This is a genomic window from Streptomyces viridosporus (assembly GCF_002078235.1).
In the GTDB taxonomy this organism is placed as follows: domain Bacteria; phylum Actinomycetota; class Actinomycetes; order Streptomycetales; family Streptomycetaceae; genus Streptomyces; species Streptomyces viridosporus.
On the sequence record NZ_MSGP01000095.1, the window covers coordinates 386 to 16,894 of the forward strand.

The window sequence follows — 16,509 nt, forward strand, 5'->3', positions numbered from 1 at the left end:
ATGCGCGGCACGGCCGCCATGAAGTGCAGCTTCTGCGGCGACAGACCGCGGCCGGGCACACCGGTGGGGACGTTCGCGGCCACCTTGCGGTCCAGCTCGGAGTCCATCGGGTCGCCGAGCCGCAGCTCCAGCCGGTTCAGCAGGTTGTCCTTGAGGGCGGAGCGGACCTCCATCGAGCGGGAGGCCGACAGGATCAGGTGGATGCCGTAACCGAGGCCGCGGGCGGCGATGTCGAGGATCACCTGATCGAGTGCCTCGTAGTCGGCGCGGAAGTTGCCCCAGCCGTCGATGACCAGGAAGACGTCGCCCCACGGCTGATCGGTGGCAGAGATGTCGCCGCGGGCGCGCCGGGTCCGGAACTCGGCGATGGACGAGATGCCCGACGTGCGGAAGTACTCCTCACGGCGGGTCAGGACGCCGTAGACCTCCGCCACCGTGCGCCGCACCTTCTCCGGGTCCAGACGGGAGGCGATGCCGCCGACGTGCGGCAGTCCGGCCAGCGAGGACATGCCGCCACCGCCGAAGTCCAGTCCGTAGAACTGCACTTCGTGCGGTGTGTGGGTGAGGGCGAAGGAGCAGATCAGCGAACGCAGCAGCGTCGACTTGCCGGACTGCGGGCCGCCGAGGAGCTGCATGTGGCCCGCCGCGCCCGAGAAGTCCACCCACAGCGGGTCGCGGCGCTGCTCGTACGGCTTGTCGACGAGGCCGACCGGGACCACCAGCCGTCCGGCGCCCTCGTAACCGGGCTGGGTGAGACCCCGGCCCTCCACGGCGGTGAGGCCGGGCAGCAGCCCGTCCAGCGACGGCGGGCTGTCCAGCGGCGGCAGCCACACCTGGTGGGCCGCCGGACCCTGGGCCTCCAGCCGGCGCACGACGACGTCCAGCACGGTGTCCGCCAACGCGTCGTCCACCTCGCCGGCGCCGTCCGCCGCGTCCGTCCGCTGCCGCGGCACCGGGGCGTACCGCACCGGCACCTCCGCCGCCGTGAACAGCACCGGCCGCCGGTCCACCGGCAGCGGGCCGCCCGCGGACGCGTCCCGCTGACCTCCGGCACGGTAGACGCCCGAGACGTACGCCGCCTTGAACCGCACCATCTCGTCCGTACCGAACTTCAGGAACCCCGATCCCGGCACGTTCGGCAGTTCGTACGCGTCCGGGACCCCCAGGGCCGCCCGCGACTCGGCGGCGGAGAAGGTGCGCAGACCGATGCGGTACGACAGATACGTCTCCAGGCCGCGCAGCCGGCCCTCCTCCAGCCGCTGCGAGGCCAGCAGCAGGTGCACGCCCAGCGACCGGCCGATGCGGCCGATCTGCACGAACATGTCGATGAAGTCCGGCTTCGCGGTGAGCAGTTCGCTGAACTCGTCGATGACCAGCAGCAGGGAGGGGATGGGCTGGAGCGGCGCGCCCGCCGCGCGCGCCTTCTCGTAGTCGTGGATGTTGGCGTAGTTGCCCGCGTCGCGCAGCATCTCCTGGCGGCGGTTCAGTTCGCCGCGGATGGAGTCGCCCATGCGGTCGACCAGGGTCAGGTCGTCCGCCAGGTTGGTGATCACGGCCGCCACGTGCGGCATCTGCGCCATGCCGGCGAAGGTGGCGCCGCCCTTGAAGTCCGCCAGGACGAAGTTCAGGGTCTCGGAGGAGTGGGTGACCGCGAGGCCCAGCACCAGCGTGCGCAGCAGTTCCGACTTGCCGGAACCCGTGGCACCGACGCACAGGCCGTGCGGGCCCATGCCCTCCTGGGCCGCCTCCTTGATGTCGAGCATCACCGGGCGGCCGTCCTCGCCGACGCCGATCGGCACCCGCAGCCGTTCCGCCTGCGACCGCGGCCGCCAGGTGCGCCGGGTGTCGACGGAGGCGGCGTCGCCCAGGTTCAGCAGGTCCGTGAACTCCAGGTTCGCCAGCAGCGGTTCGTCGTCGTCCCCGCCGGACGCCATCCGCAGCGGCGCCAGCTGCCGGGCCAGTGCCTCCGCGGACTCGTACGACAGGACGTCGGGTGTTCCTTCGTAGACGACGCCGTGCGCCGACTCCAGGTGCAGCGAACGCGGCCGTACGACGACGGAGAGGTCGCCGCGCGCACCGGACGGCTCCCCCTCTGCCACCTCGACGACCGTCACGCCCTGCAGGCCCTCGGGGCTCGCCAGCAGGGAGTCCGGGGGCAGGGACACACCGTCGAGCACGACGACGACGTGCGGGGTGTCCGGCAGGGGCGCGGTGTTCGGATGGAAGCGGGGGCGTCCGGTCAGGCGCGGGGCCAGCAGGTCCTCGAGCTCACGGGGGTCGCCGCTGATCAGGCGGCGGGAGCCGGCGCCGTCCGTGGTACCGGGAAGCTGCACGTGCGGCAGCCACTTGGCCCACTCCCAGTGCGGCAGCGCCTCCCGGCCCGCCGCGACCGCGACGACCAGGTCCTCGGGGGAGTGCAGCGAGGCGAGCGAACCGGTCAGGGCGCGGGCACAGGACCGTACGGACTCCGGTTCGCCGCCGAGCACGACGTGGTAGAAGGCGCGCAGGGAGACCGCCATCGGCAGGTCGTCCAGGGTGCCGTGCACCGCGACGAACCGCTGCATCGCGCCCGCGGTGAGCGGCTCCAACTGGTCGACCGGGCCCGTCTCGGGGGCGACCAGCGGGGTGGCCAGGGACTGCGGGCCCAGACCGATGCGCACCTGCGCGAAGTCCTCGTCGCCCGGCCGCCGTTCCCACACCCGGCTGCCCTCGGCGACCAGCGCCCACAACTGCTCGGGGGAGGGGTGGAGGTAGTACTGGGCGTCACGCTGCGCCCGCGCCGTCTCCTGGGTGGTCCGGCGGGTCCGCGACAGGTAACTCAGGTAGTCGCGGCGCAGATCGGCGAGCTGGCCCTGGGAGCCGCGGCGGAAGCGGACCACCATGGCGATCGACATGGCGATCGTCGACGCGATCATCACCATGCCCATGATCCGCATGAACGGCTGTCCGCTGGTGAAGAAGAAGACGACCGAGCCGCCCATGCCGAGCGTGGGCAGCAGCTGCATCAGCACGCTCTCCTGGTGCCCCCGCGGCAGTTCGGGCGGCGGCTGCACGACGACCTCGCCCGTGGGCACCTCCGGCGGCAGCGCTCGCGGCGGACGCTTCACGACGATCTGGCTCACTGCTCACCAATTCCCTTGCCGGCCCGCCGGGTTTGTCGTCCGCCACCCCGTGTCAGGCGGACGAGGGCCGCCGCGTGATCCTACTGATCCCGCCACGCACCGGCGGGCGGTAGGGTGCCGGATGTTCGCGTGAGCACAGGTGAACCGGACGGATGTATGGGGCATTCCGTGAGATGCGGCGCGGCACGGAGGCGCCGGGCTCTGCCGGACGGCCCCCCGTCCGTCCCGTACCGCCCCGTCCTGCGGCGGACGCCGGGAAAGAGGCGCAGGACCTTCACACCGCAGACACAGCAGCAGCACTGAGGGGGAGCAGCAGGTGAGCACGACGGCCACCACGGCGGCCACCGGCACGGGCGGACCGGGCCAGGGAGCCCTTCCCGGGGCGGTGACGGGGCTCGGCTTCTGCCGGGTCACCATCGTCGCGCCCGACAGCCGGATCGATGTGGCGCTGCCCGACGACGTACCGGTCGCCGATGTTTACCCCGAGATCCTCCGGCTCTCCCGGCAGACCGCCGCCGAGGGCGCCCCGGTCGGCTACCACCTCGTCCGCCGCGACGGGACCGTCCTCGACAGTTCCCGCTCCTTCGCGGCGCAGCGCATTCTCGACGGTGAACTCCTCACCCTCCGCCCCTTCTCCGAATCGCTGCCGCCGGCCGTCGTCGACGACGTCTCCGAAGCGGTCGCCTCCGCGGTGACCCGGGACCGCTCCCTGTGGCGCGGCGACCTCACGCGTGCCGCGGGCCTCGTCGGCGGCGGGGTGCTGCCCGCCCTGCTCGCCTTCGTCGCCTGGTCCGCCGACCCGCGGCACGACATGCACGGCCTCCCCGGCATCCTCGCGGGCATCGCCGGGGTCCTCCTCGTCGTTTTCGGCTGCGTCCGCGCCCGCGTCTACGACGACCGGGCCGCGGCCGTCGCGCTGGGCCTCGGCGCACTCCCCAACATGGGCGTGGCGGGCTCCGGCCTGCTGTCGCTCTCCGAGGGGCAGGGCGTCGGGAAGCTCCAGTTCCTGCTCGCCTGCGCGGCGGTGCTGGTGGCCTCGGTGATCCTCACCCTGTGCTCCCCGCGCGGCGACGGCCCGTTCGTCGCCTTCGCGGTCGCCTCGGGTCTCGCCCTGGTCACCGCCTTCGTGGCGCTCCTGAGGAACTGGACCCCGGCCGAGAGCGCCGCCCTGTGCGCCCCCGTCGCCATCGGCGCCCTCGCCTTCCTGCCGGGCATGTCCCTGCGCTTCGCCCGGCTGCCCATCGGCTTCGAGGCACCGAACACCGCCCCGCGCAGCGTGTACGGCGCCGACCCCGAGCCCCACGAACCGGTGGACGCCGAACGCATCGAGGCCCAGGCCCGGCGCGGCCACGAACTCCTCGTCGGCCTGGTCGGCGGCTGCTCGCTGGTCGCGGTCGGCTCGGCCCTGGTGCTCGGCTTCTCCGACGACCTCTGGGCGCAACTGCTGGCCCTCGCCACCGGAATCGCCCTGCTGATGCGCGCGCAGCTGTTCCGCTACACCGCGCAGGTCGCCACCGTCCTGGCCGCGGGCCTCGGTTCCCTGGTCGCGCTCGGCCTCGGCCTGGCGCTCAACCCGCCGAACGCCCTGGTCCGCGAGGCCCTGGCGGGGGACCGCACCGACCTCGACATCCGCACGGTCTGGCTGGTCGCGGCCATCGCGGCGGCGGCCGCGCTGATCACCGCCATCGGCCTGATGGCCTCGCGCAGCGGACTCACCCCCTTCTGGGGCCGCTTCCTGGAGATCGCCGAGGGCTTCGTGCTGCTGACGCTGGTGCCCCTGGCACTCGCCGTCTTCGACGTGTACGCGACGGTGCGGTCGATGACCGGCTGACGCGGCGCGACGCCCGGCAGGCCCCCCGCACGGGTGCGCCTGCCGGGCGTCGCGCCGCGGTCACTTCGCGTCGGGACCCGACGGCTCCAGGTCGAACTCCCCGTCCCGCGCGCCCAGCACGAACGCCCGCCACTCCGCCTCCGTGTACCGCAGCACGGTGTCCGGGTCGAGGGACGACCGCATGGCCACGGCGCCGCCCGGCAGGTAGGCGATCTCGACGCGCTCCTCGTGCTCCTCCGTACCCGGCGCGCCGTGCCACTCGACGCCGGAGATGTCGAGTGCGTACAGCTCGTCCCTCTCCCGCTCCTTGCGCGCCTTGATCTCCTCGGCCGTCTCCGCCATGCCGCAGCGTTCCCTTCCGTCGTTTCCGCCGTACGAACGACTCCGAGCGCTCACCCTAGTGGCCGCCTCCGTCCGACCCGGGCGGTTCGGCGGACCCGGGAAAAGCGCCCGCCGCTGCCTGGTACTCTGGCTGACGGCCGTTTGTGTACGCACCCCCGGAGCGCCCGCTCTGGAGGCCGCGCTCAGCGGATCCCCGCCTTCCGAGTCATGGAAGATCCCCCGAGACGAAGACCGGGGGCACTCGGTGGCCCTTTATCCAGACCATGAGGAGTACGCGTGTCGCTCGACGCCGCCACGAAGAAGCAGATCATCTCCGAGTTCGGTACCAAGGAGGGTGACACCGGCTCCCCCGAGGTCCAGGTCGCTCTGCTCTCCCGTCGGATCTCCGACCTGACGGAGCACCTCAAGACCCACAAGCACGACCACCACTCCCGCCGTGGTCTGCTGATCCTGGTCGGTCAGCGCCGCCGGCTGCTGCAGTACCTCGCCAAGAAGGACATCCAGCGCTTCCGTGCGCTGGTCGACCGCCTCGGCATCCGCCGTGGTGCGGCGGGCGCCAAGTAAGACGCCGTGAGGGGAGCGGTTCCCGTGACGAGGGGGCCGCTCCCTTTGCTGTACGTGCGGAGTGCCGCCGCATCTTTGTAGTGTGGTAGCACAACGCATGACGTACGACTCAGTGTGATGACCCGTGCCGCATCGGGTATGCGGTTCCACGGGCGTCACGACGGACGTCCTCCGGACGTCAACGACGCACGAGGAGAAGCGCGCCTCGCCGCCGGTCCTCGGTAGTGGCCCCCGGGAGAGTGAACCCGGGTGCTTCGATCGAAGACCGGCCCGCACCAGTGGAGCGCTTCTCCGCCACCGTCCCCCCGCCACACGGGCGCGGCGGGACCAAAGACGACAAGTAACGGAGAAAACGCTAGTGGAGAACGAGACCCACTACGCCGAGGCCGTCATCGACAACGGCTCCTTCGGCACCCGCACCATCCGCTTCGAGACGGGCCGCCTCGCCCGGCAGGCCGCCGGCTCCGCCGTGGCCTACCTGGACGACGACACCATGGTGCTGTCGGCCACCACCGCCTCCAAGAACCCCAAGGACCAGCTCGACTTCTTCCCGCTCACGGTGGACGTCGAGGAGCGGATGTACGCGGCCGGCCGGATCCCCGGCTCCTTCTTCCGCCGTGAGGGCCGGCCCTCCGAGGACGCGATCCTCACCTGCCGCCTCATCGACCGCCCGCTGCGCCCGTCCTTCAAGAAGGGCCTGCGCAACGAGATCCAGGTCGTCGCCACGATCATGGCGCTCAACCCCGACCACCTGTACGACGTCGTGGCGATCAACGCCGCCTCCGCGTCCACGCAGCTGGCCGGCCTGCCCTTCTCCGGCCCGATCGGCGGCGTCCGCGTCGCGCTGATCCGCGGTCAGTGGGTCGCCTTCCCGACGCACACCGAGCTCGAGGACGCCGTCTTCGACATGGTCGTCGCGGGCCGCACCCTGGAGGACGGCGACGTCGCGATCATGATGGTCGAGGCCGAGGCCACCGAGAAGACCGTCAAGTTGGTCGAGGGCGGCGCCGAGGCACCCACCGAGGAGGTCGTGGCCGCCGGTCTGGAGGCCGCGAAGCCCTTCATCAAGGTGCTGTGCCGCGCCCAGGCCGACCTCGCCGCGAAGGCCGCCAAGCCGACCGCCGAGTTCCCGATCTTCCTGGACTACCAGGACGACGTCCTCGAGGCGCTGACCGCCGCCGTCAAGCCCGAGCTCGCCCAGGCGCTCACCATCGCCGGCAAGCAGGAGCGCGAGGCCGAGCTGGACCGCGTCAAGGCCCTCGCCGCCGAGAAGCTCCTGCCGGAGTTCGAGGGCCGCGAGAAGGAGATCTCCGCCGCGTACCGTTCGCTGACCAAGAACCTGGTCCGCGAGCGCGTCATCAAGGAGAAGAAGCGCATCGACGGCCGCGGTGTCACCGACATCCGCACCCTGGCCGCCGAGGTCGAGGCCATCCCGCGGGTGCACGGCTCGGCGCTGTTCGAGCGCGGCGAGACCCAGATCCTGGGCGTCACCACCCTCAACATGCTCCGCATGGAGCAGCAGCTGGACACCCTCTCCCCGGTGACCCGCAAGCGCTACATGCACAACTACAACTTCCCGCCGTACTCCACCGGCGAGACCGGCCGCGTCGGCTCCCCGAAGCGCCGCGAGATCGGCCACGGCGCCCTCGCCGAGCGCGCCCTGGTCCCGGTCCTGCCCACGCGCGAGGAGTTCCCCTACGCGATCCGCCAGGTGTCCGAGGCCCTCGGCTCCAACGGCTCGACGTCCATGGGCTCGGTCTGCGCCTCCACCATGTCGCTGCTGAACGCCGGTGTGCCGCTCAAGGCCCCGGTCGCCGGTATCGCCATGGGCCTGATCTCCCAGGAGATCGAGGGCGAGACCCACTACGTCACCCTCACCGACATCCTCGGTGCGGAGGACGCCTTCGGCGACATGGACTTCAAGGTCGCCGGCACCAAGGACTTCGTGACCGCCCTCCAGCTCGACACCAAGCTGGACGGCATCCCCGCCTCCGTCCTCGCCGCGGCCCTCAAGCAGGCCCGCGACGCCCGCCTCCACATCCTCGACGTGATGATGGAGGCCATCGACCGGCCCGACGAGATGTCCCCGCACGCCCCGCGGATCATCACCGTCAAGATCCCGGTCGACAAGATCGGCGAGGTCATCGGCCCCAAGGGCAAGATGATCAACCAGATCCAGGAGGACACCGGCGCCGAGATCACCATCGAGGACGACGGCACCATCTACATCGGTGCCGCCGACGGCCCCTCCGCCGAGGCCGCCCGCACCACGATCAACGGCATCGCCAACCCGACGATGCCCGAGGTCGGCGAGCGCTACCTGGGCACGGTCGTGAAGACGACGACGTTCGGCGCCTTCGTCTCCCTCCTCCCCGGCAAGGACGGCCTGCTGCACATCTCGCAGATCCGCAAGCTGGCCGGCGGCAAGCGCGTGGAGAACGTCGAGGACGTCCTCGGCGTGGGCCAGAAGGTCCAGGTCGAGATCGCCGAGATCGACTCCCGCGGCAAGCTCTCCCTGGTCCCCGTGATCGAGGACGAGGAAGGTTCCGAAGAGAAGAAGGACGACGCCGACAAGTGACGTCCCACGGTTTCAACACGACGGCCCGCACCTCCTCGGAGGCGCGGGCCGTCGCCCGTACCCAAACCCTGATCAAGGGGGAGAACGGCATCGGCACCGTCCGCAAGACCACCCTTCCCGGGGGCCTGCGGATCGTCACCGAGACCCTGCCCTCGGTCCGCTCGGCGACCTTCGGCATCTGGGCGCACGTCGGCTCCCGCGACGAGACCCCGGCCCTGGGCGGCGCCACCCACTACCTGGAGCACCTGCTCTTCAAGGGCACGGCCCGCAGGTCCGCCCTGGACATCTCCTCCGCCATCGACGCGGTCGGCGGCGAGATGAACGCGTTCACGGCCAAGGAGTACACGTGCTACTACGCGCGTGTGCTCGACACCGACCTGCCGCTCGCCATCGACGTGGTCTGCGACATGCTCACCGGCTCGGTGATACGTGAGGAGGACGTCGACGTCGAACGCGGCGCCATCCTCGAAGAGATCGCGATGACCGAGGACGACCCGGGCGACTGCGTGCACGACCTGTTCGCGCACACCATGTTCGGCGACAACCCCCTCGGCCGCCCGGTGCTCGGCACGGTCGAGACGGTCAACTCCCTCACCGCGGACCGCATCCGCCGCTTCTACCGGAAGCACTACGACCCCACCCACCTCGTGGTCGCCTGCGCCGGCAACATCGACCACGGCAAGGTCGTACGCCAGGTCCGCGCCGCCTTCGAGGCGGCCGGCGCCCTCAAGGACCCCGGCGCCCGGCCCATCGCCCCGCGCGGCGGACGGCGCGCACTGCGCACCGCGGGCCGCGTCGACCTCGTCGACCGCAGCACGGAACAGGCGCACGTCATCCTCGGCATGCCGGGCCTGTCCCGCACCGACGAGCGGCGCTGGGCCCTCGGCGTGCTGAACACCGCCCTCGGCGGCGGCATGTCCTCCCGCCTGTTCCAGGAGGTCCGGGAGAAGCGCGGACTGGCCTACAGCGTGTACTCGTACACCTCCGGCTTCGCCGACTGCGGCCTGTTCGGCGTGTACGCGGGCTGCAGGCCCTCGCAGGTCCACGACGTGCTGAAGATCTGCCGCGACGAACTCGACCACGTGGCCGAGCACGGACTGCCGGACGACGAGATGGAGCGCGCAATCGGTCAGCTCCGGGGCTCCACCGTCCTCGGCCTGGAGGACACCGGCGCGCTGATGAACCGCATCGGCAAGAGCGAGCTGTGCTGGGGCGAGCAGATGTCGGTGGACGACATGCTGGCCCGGATAGCCTCGGTCACTCCGGACGACGTCCGCTCGGTCGCCCGCGACGTCCTGGGACAGCGGCCCTCCCTGTCGGTCATCGGCCCGCTCAAGGACAAGCAGGCGTCCCGGCTGCACGACGCCGTCGCCTAGCCGTGGGACCTGCCGGCAGGTCCCACCCCTCCGACAAGGAAGCAAGGAAGATGAGCAAGCTGCGCGTGGCGGTCCTCGGTGCCAAGGGCCGGATCGGGTCCGAGGCGGTCAGGGCGGTCGAGGCCGCCGAGGACATGGAACTGGTGGCCGCCCTCGGCCGGGGCGACAAGCTGGAGACCCTCGCCGAGACCGGTGCCCAGGTCGCCGTGGAGCTGACCACCCCGGCCTCGGTCATGGGCAACCTCGACTTCTGCGTACGCCACGGCATCCACGCGGTCGTCGGTACGACGGGCTGGACCGACGAGCGCCTCGCGCAGCTGAAGGGCTGGCTCGCGCAGTCCCCGGAGACGGGCGTGCTCATCGCGCCGAACTTCTCCATCGGCGCCGTGCTGACCATGAAGTTCGCACAGATCGCCGCCCCGTACTTCGAGTCCGTCGAGGTCGTCGAGCTGCACCACCCGAACAAGGTGGACGCCCCCAGCGGCACCGCCACCCGCACCGCCCAGCTCATCGCCGAGGCCCGCCGCCGGGCCGGCAGCGCCCCCGCCCCGGACGCCACGACCACCGCCCTGGACGGCGCCCGCGGCGCGGACGTGGACGGGGTCCCGGTGCACGCGGTCCGGCTGCGCGGCCTGCTCGCCCACCAGGAGGTCCTGCTCGGCGGCGAGGGCGAGACCCTCACCGTCCGCCACGACTCCCTGCACCACAGCAGCTTCATGCCGGGCATCCTGCTCGGCGTCCGCCGCGTGGTGACCACTCCCGGCCTGACCTTCGGCCTGGAACACTTCCTCGACCTGAACTGAGCCCGAGCCGACCCCATGCGCGCCAAGATCTCCTACGCCGTCACGGCCGCCGTCCTGGTCGTCTACTTCGTCCTGGTCGGCAGCCGCGGTGTGCTGCTCATCGAGACCGGTACGCCCCTCACCGTCGTCTTCGGCGTCGCGGTGCTGATCCTGCCGGTCATCGGTGTGTGGTTCCTGTGGAAGAACACCGAGTTCGTCCGCAACGCCAACCGGCTCGCCGCCGAACTCGACGCCGAGGGCGGACTGCCCGTCGACGAGCTGAAGCGCCTCCCCAGCGGCCGCATCGACCGCGACTCGGCCGACGAGGTCTTCGCCCGGCGCAAGGCCGAGACGGAGGCCGCCCCCGACGACTGGCGCAGCTGGTTCCGGCTCGCCGTCGCCTACCACGACGCCCGCGACACCCCGCGCGCCCGCAAGGCCATGCAACGGGCGATCACCCTGCACAAGACCTCCCACTGAGCGTGGGCGCACCATGCGTCGGGGCCCGGTCCGTACAGGCGGACCGGGCCCCGACGCATGGTGCGGGCTCCGCGTGCTCAGCTCCGTCGGTACTCGTCGGCCCAGGCCTCCACGGAGTCGGCCGCCCGGTCGAAGGCCAATGGGTCCCGCCCCAGGAAGTCCGCGTTGTGCGAGGTCAGCAGGGGCGGCAGGGTCTCCGCCGCCCGCCCCCGCCGGACGAGGAGCAGCGCTTGCCCCTGCACCGTGCGCGGCAGCCCCAGCCAGCGCACCGGCTGCTGCACCGTGCGCACGGAGACCACCTGCTCCCAGGGCGTCGTACGCGTGTTGAGGAAGGCCACGTGGCGCAGGCCCCGCGCGCTCACCCAGACGCCCATGCGCAGCATCCTCAGCGCGCAGCCGACGACGGCCAGTGCTATGCCGAACACGGCACCGGCGGACGACAGCGTCGCCGTCGCCGCGATGACGACCCCCGCGAACAGCACGAACGAGGCGAGCAGCAGCAGAAGCGCCGCCGCACCCACCCGCCACGGCCCGGGACGGTACGGGCGCCGCCAGCGGTCACGGTCGTCGTACGGCAGAGCGACGTCGTCCGTCGTGTCGAACGCGCGGTCGGCCGTCAGGAAGGGCAGGGGCACGGCTGGTCCTCACTCGATCCATGCGTGGGCAGTGCCCGGTGAGGCTACCGACCTGTGTTCGAGGTCACCACCTTCGGGGTCCGGATGGGACCGGTGCGGCCGACCCGGCGGCTCAGCGCCCGTCGCTGGCCTGTGACTGCTGGGTCCCCGCGCCCGAGGGATCGGTGGACAGCGCGGGCGTCCCGATGATCAGAGAGCCCACCAGCCCGGCGACGACGGTGAGCCCCAGCAGACAGCGCCCGGCTATCTGACCGGCGGTCGCCCGTTCACGGGGCGGGGGAGTGACATTGCTGCGGAACCTCTCGGCCTCGGCGAGGAAGGCGAACGGTACGGGCTCGCGCCGACCGAACATCAGGGGTACCTCTCCCTTCGGGGTCGAACGAATCACTGTCACCAACACAGACGAACGGACGCCCCGAAAAGTGCCCACTTTCGCCGAGTACGCAGAAGTTCGATGCTGTTCGCAGCCGTTCGGTGGCGTATGTCGTGGCCCGGCGTCGAACGTTCCGTCGAACGATCCGCTGTCGGAGCCGGGACGTAGAGTGGGCGCCGCCCGCGAGATGTGATGGAAGGACCTCCGCGCCGTGACCGACACCCCCGCCGACGACCTCAAGCCCGACTTCCGCAGCGATGTGACCGTCGAGCTGGTCAAGCACACCGCGTCCGACGCCGACGTGCTGTTCGCCGCCCGCGTCTCGACCCTCGGCGAGCAGTCCCTGGACGAGCTGAACAAGGACCCCGAGCGTTCCAAGGGCTTGATCAACTACCTGATGCGGGACCGGCACGGCAGCCCCTTCGAGCACAACTCGATGACCTTCTTCGTCAGCGCTCCGATCTTCGTCTTCCGGGAGTTCATGCGGCACCGCGTGGGCTGGTCCTACAACGAGGAGTCGGGCCGCTACCGCGAGCTCCAGCCGGTCTTCTACGTCCCCGACGGGTCCCGCAAGCTGGTGCAGGAGGGCCGCCCCGGCAAGTACCGCTTCGTCGAGGGCACCGAGGCCCAGCAGGAGCTGGTGGGCCGCGTCATGGAGGACTCCTACCGGCAGGCGTACGAGGCGTACCGGGAGATGCTCGCCGCCGGCGTCGCCCGCGAGGTCGCCCGCGCGGTGCTCCCCGTCGGCCTGTACTCCTCGATGTACGCCACCTGCAACGCCCGCTCCCTGATGCACTTCCTCGGGCTGCGCACCCAGCACGAACTGGCGAAGGTCCCGTCCTTCCCGCAGCGGGAGATCGAGATGGTCGGCGAGAAGATGGAGGCCGAGTGGGCCCGGCTCATGCCGCTCACCTACGCCGCCTTCAACGCCAACGGCCGCGTCGCACCGTGAGGAACCCCCCGTTCGCACGCCGGACGCACACCTGCGGGTCAGTCCTCCGCGGTGTCCGTATTGCAGCATTTCGAGAAGTTCATCTAGCCTGATCAAACGGGCCCGGCACTGCCTGAACCCCCGAGCGGGCAGTGCCGGGTCCCCCTTTTGCCCCAGTTTGCCGTCTCCCCCGAGGGCAGACCCCGACCTGAGCAACGAGTAGCGTGTAACCCATGGCTCCGACCTCCACTCCGCAGACCCCCTTCGGGCGGGTCCTCACCGCCATGGTCACGCCCTTCACGGCGGACGGCGCACTCGATCTCGACGGCGCACAGCGGCTCGCCACCCACTTGGTGGACGCAGGCAACGACGGCCTGATCATCAACGGCACCACCGGCGAGTCCCCCACCACCAGCGACGCGGAGAAAGCGGATCTCGTACGAGCGGTCCTGGAGGCGGTCGGCGACCGCGCCCACGTCGTGGCCGGAGTCGGCACCAACGACACCCAGCACAGCATCGAGCTGGCCCGCACCGCCGAGCGCACCGGCGCACACGCTCTGCTGGTCGTCACCCCGTACTACAACAAGCCCCCGCAGGAGGGCCTCCACCGGCACTTCACGGCCGTCGCCGACGCCACCGGGCTGCCGGTCATGCTCTACGACATCCCCGGCCGCAGCGGCGTCCCGATCAGCACCGAGACGCTCGTCCGCCTCGCCGAGCACCCCCGGATCGTCGCCAACAAGGACGCCAAGGGCGACCTCGGCCGCGCGAGCTGGGCCATCGCCCGTTCGGGCCTGGCCTGGTACTCCGGCGACGACATGCTGAACCTCCCCCTGCTCTCCGTGGGCGCCGTCGGCTTCGTCTCGGTCGTCGGCCACCTCGTCACCCCCGAGCTGCGCGCCCTGGTCGAGGCGTACACCTCGGGGGACGTCCAGAAGGCCACCGAGATCCACCAGAAGCTGCTTCCGGTCTACACCGGGATGTTCCGTACCCAGGGCGTGATGACCACCAAGGCGGCGCTCGCCCTCAAGGGTCTGCCCGCCGGGCCCCTGCGGGCCCCCATGGTCGAGTGCGCGCCGGAAGAGGTCGAGCAGCTCAAGATCGATCTTGCTGCCGGCGGGGTACAGCTTCAGTAACCAGACTTCGCGCGACCGCCCGCGCACCGGCTTCACAACTGAATAAGCGGGCCACCGGTGCCCGCGCACCCCACAACGACAACTGCTTCTGCACGAACGTCACGCGCGCCACGTGCCCCACCGGTACGTGGCGCGTGTGGTGAGGAGAGTCTTTTGAGTCATCCGCATCCTGAACTCGGTCCGCCCCCCGCGCTCCCCGAAGGCGGCCTGCGCGTCACGCCGCTCGGCGGCCTCGGCGAGATCGGCCGGAACATGACGGTCTTCGAGTACGGCGGCCGTCTGCTGATCGTCGACTGCGGAGTGCTCTTCCCCGAGGAGGAGCAGCCCGGAATCGACCTGATCCTGCCGGACTTCTCGTCCGTCCGGGACCGTCTCGACGACATCGAGGGCATCGTCCTCACCCACGGTCACGAGGACCACATCGGCGGCGTCCCCTTCCTCCTCCGCGAGAAGCCGGACATCCCGCTGATCGGCTCCAAGCTGACCCTCGCCCTCATCGAGGCGAAGCTCCAGGAGCACCGCATCCGCCCCTACACCCTGGAGGTGGCGGAAGGACAGCGCGAGCGCATCGGCCCCTTCGACTGCGAGTTCATCGCGGTCAACCACTCCATCCCCGACGCGCTCGCCGTGGCCATCCGCACCCCCGCCGGCATGGCGGTCCACACCGGCGACTTCAAGATGGACCAGCTCCCGCTGGACAACCGCCTCACGGACCTCCACGCGTTCGCCCGGCTCAGCGAGGAGGGCATCGACCTCCTCCTCGCCGACTCGACGAACGCCGAGGTCCCGGGATTCGTCCCGCCCGAGCGGGACATCTCCAACGTCCTGCGCCAGGTCTTCGCCGGCGCCCGCAAGCGGATCATCGTGGCCAGCTTCGCCAGCCACGTCCACCGCATCCAGCAGATCCTGGACGCCGCGTACGAGTACGGCCGCAAGGTCGCCTTCGTCGGCCGGTCGATGGTCCGCAACATGGGCATCGCCCGCGACCTCGGCTACCTCAAGGTCCCGCCGGGCCTGGTCGTGGACGTCAAGACCCTCGACGACCTCCCCGACAGCGAGGTGGTCCTCGTCTGCACGGGCTCCCAGGGCGAGCCGATGGCGGCCCTGTCCCGCATGGCCAACCGCGACCACCAGATCCGCATCGTCGAGGGCGACACCGTGATCCTGGCGTCGTCGCTCATCCCCGGCAACGAGAACGCGGTCTACCGCGTGATCAACGGCCTGACCCGCTGGGGCGCCAACGTCGTCCACAAGGGCAACGCCAAGGTGCACGTCTCCGGCCACGCGTCCGCGGGCGAGCTGCTGTACTTCTACAACATCTGCCGCCCGAAGAACCTGATGCCGGTGCACGGCGAATGGCGCCACCTGCGTGCCAACGCGGAACTGGGCGCCCTGACCGGCGTCCCGCACGACCGCATCGTCATCGCCGAGGACGGCGTGGTCGTCGACCTCGTCGAGGGCAAGGCGAAGATCGCAGGAAAGGTCCAGGCGGGATACGTCTACGTCGACGGCCTCTCCGTCGGCGACGTCGGCGAGCCGGCCCTGAAGGACCGCAAGATCCTCGGGGACGAGGGCATCATCTCGGTCTTCGTGGTCATCGACTCGTCCACCGGCAAGATCACGGGCGGCCCGCACATCCAGGCCCGGGGCTCCGGCATCGAGGACTCCGCCTTCGGCGGGGTGATCCCGAAGATCACGGAGGCGCTGGAGCGCTCGGCCCAGGACGGCGTCGTCGAACCCCACCAGCTGCAGCAGCTCGTCCGCCGGACGCTGGGCAAGTGGGTCTCCGACACGTACCGGCGCCGGCCGATGATCCTGCCCGTGGTGGTCGAGGTCTGACGGTCCGTCGGACCCCACGTACGAGCGAACCCGGAGCGGGGCACCCCGATTTGCATCGGGGCACCCCGCTCCAGTACGTTTACAGCTCCCCCCGATCGGGAACCCGGCCATCTCGTACGTCGGAACCACTCCCGGAGGGGCGGGAAATCCGACTCAGAAACTTCTGATAAAGTCGGGTCCGCCGGAAAGGGAAACGCGGAAGCGGGACCCCGGAAAGCACCGAGGAAATCGGACCGGAAAGGTCTGATAGAGTCGGGAACGCAAGACCGAAGGGAAGCGCCCGGAGGAAAGCCCGCAGGGGTGAGTACGAAGGAAGCGTCCGTTCCTTGAGAACTCAACAGCGTGCCAAAAGTCAACGCCAGATATGTTGATACCCCGACACCGGGTTGTCCCGGTGGCGAGGTTCCTTTGAAGAAAACACAGCGAGGACGCTGTGAACGCCGGGACTATTCCTCCCGGCGTTCCGCTCCCGTGATGTGTCCGCCGGAGAACCGGCAAGCATTCACGGAGAGTTTGATCC

General features: G+C 70.7%; 13 protein-coding genes. 9 read left to right on the forward strand and 4 right to left on the reverse strand.

Annotation, left to right across the window (positions count from 1 at the left end):
* Positions 1-3,122, reverse strand: a 3,122-nt coding sequence (eccCa, locus tag B7L92_RS06755; RefSeq protein ID WP_255310794.1) for a type VII secretion protein EccCa, incomplete at its 3' end; no start/stop codon positions are given.
* Between the two features lie 316 nt (positions 3,123-3,438).
* On the opposite strand from eccCa, the gene eccD reads away from it, so the two are divergent.
* The gene (gene eccD / locus B7L92_RS06760; protein ID WP_081236551.1) at positions 3,439-4,953 is read left to right on the forward strand and encodes a type VII secretion integral membrane protein EccD; all 1,515 of its coding nucleotides are present in this window, start codon (positions 3,439-3,441) and stop codon (positions 4,951-4,953) included.
* A 60-nt stretch (positions 4,954-5,013) separates the two neighbouring features.
* On the opposite strand, the gene B7L92_RS06765 is transcribed toward eccD, so the two are convergent.
* Entirely contained in the window at positions 5,014-5,295 is a 282-nt protein-coding gene (locus tag B7L92_RS06765; protein WP_016824422.1) for a DUF397 domain-containing protein, read from the reverse strand.
* A gap of 276 nt (positions 5,296-5,571) precedes the next feature.
* Here B7L92_RS06765 and rpsO point away from each other — a divergent pair, with 276 nt between their 5' ends.
* From rpsO to B7L92_RS06790, 5 genes are all read left to right on the forward strand, one after another.
* The gene (gene rpsO, locus B7L92_RS06770) at positions 5,572-5,859 is read left to right on the forward strand and encodes a 30S ribosomal protein S15 (protein WP_004982702.1); all 288 of its coding nucleotides are present in this window, start codon (positions 5,572-5,574) and stop codon (positions 5,857-5,859) included.
* A gap of 358 nt (positions 5,860-6,217) precedes the next feature.
* The gene (locus B7L92_RS06775) at positions 6,218-8,437 is read left to right on the forward strand and encodes a polyribonucleotide nucleotidyltransferase (protein WP_081236552.1); all 2,220 of its coding nucleotides are present in this window, start codon (positions 6,218-6,220) and stop codon (positions 8,435-8,437) included.
* The gene (locus tag B7L92_RS06780; protein WP_081236553.1) at positions 8,434-9,813 is read left to right on the forward strand and encodes a M16 family metallopeptidase; all 1,380 of its coding nucleotides are present in this window, start codon (positions 8,434-8,436) and stop codon (positions 9,811-9,813) included. Before B7L92_RS06775 ends, B7L92_RS06780 begins: the two co-directional genes overlap by 4 nt.
* A gap of 50 nt (positions 9,814-9,863) precedes the next feature.
* Positions 9,864-10,616 (forward strand): 4-hydroxy-tetrahydrodipicolinate reductase, encoded by a 753-nt coding sequence (gene dapB / locus B7L92_RS06785; protein WP_081236554.1) that lies wholly within the window; start codon positions 9,864-9,866, stop codon positions 10,614-10,616.
* A 15-nt stretch (positions 10,617-10,631) separates the two neighbouring features.
* The gene (locus B7L92_RS06790) at positions 10,632-11,075 is read left to right on the forward strand and encodes a tetratricopeptide repeat protein (RefSeq protein WP_081236555.1); all 444 of its coding nucleotides are present in this window, start codon (positions 10,632-10,634) and stop codon (positions 11,073-11,075) included.
* 77 nt (positions 11,076-11,152) lie between these two features.
* Here the strand turns inward: B7L92_RS06790 and B7L92_RS06795 are convergent, their stop codons facing one another.
* Complete coding sequence (locus B7L92_RS06795) at positions 11,153-11,710, reverse strand: SCO5741 family PH domain-containing membrane protein (RefSeq protein WP_081236556.1); 558 nt, start codon at positions 11,708-11,710, stop codon at positions 11,153-11,155.
* A 112-nt stretch (positions 11,711-11,822) separates the two neighbouring features.
* Positions 11,823-12,062: a hypothetical protein gene (locus tag B7L92_RS06800; RefSeq protein ID WP_081236557.1), complete on the reverse strand. Its 240-nt coding sequence runs from the start codon at positions 12,060-12,062 to the stop codon at positions 11,823-11,825.
* Between the two features lie 232 nt (positions 12,063-12,294).
* Between B7L92_RS06800 and thyX the strand changes: the two genes are divergently transcribed.
* The 3 genes from thyX (at position 12,295) to B7L92_RS06815 (ending at position 15,989) form a co-directional block, all read left to right on the forward strand.
* Positions 12,295-13,035, forward strand: a complete 741-nt coding sequence (gene thyX, locus B7L92_RS06805) for an FAD-dependent thymidylate synthase (protein ID WP_081236558.1) — start codon at positions 12,295-12,297, stop codon at positions 13,033-13,035.
* Between the two features lie 212 nt (positions 13,036-13,247).
* On the forward strand, positions 13,248-14,150 hold the full coding sequence (gene dapA, locus B7L92_RS06810; protein WP_081236559.1) for a 4-hydroxy-tetrahydrodipicolinate synthase: 903 nt from the start codon (positions 13,248-13,250) through the stop codon (positions 14,148-14,150).
* A gap of 153 nt (positions 14,151-14,303) precedes the next feature.
* A complete protein-coding gene (locus B7L92_RS06815; RefSeq protein WP_081236560.1) occupies positions 14,304-15,989 on the forward strand; it encodes a ribonuclease J in 1,686 nt (561 codons plus the stop codon).
* Positions 15,990-16,509 lie beyond the last annotated feature (520 nt).

Coding starts and splice junctions, on each gene's coding strand:
- B7L92_RS06790 (WP_081236555.1), top strand. CDS start 10,632: ATGCGCGCCAAGATCTCCTACGCCGTCACGGCCGCCGTCCTGGTCGTC.
- B7L92_RS06800 (WP_081236557.1), bottom strand. CDS start 12,062: ATGTTCGGTCGGCGCGAGCCCGTACCGTTCGCCTTCCTCGCCGAGGCC.
- dapB (WP_081236554.1), top strand. CDS start 9,864: ATGAGCAAGCTGCGCGTGGCGGTCCTCGGTGCCAAGGGCCGGATCGGG.
- dapA (WP_081236559.1), top strand. CDS start 13,248: ATGGCTCCGACCTCCACTCCGCAGACCCCCTTCGGGCGGGTCCTCACC.
- B7L92_RS06765 (WP_016824422.1), bottom strand. CDS start 5,295: ATGGCGGAGACGGCCGAGGAGATCAAGGCGCGCAAGGAGCGGGAGAGG.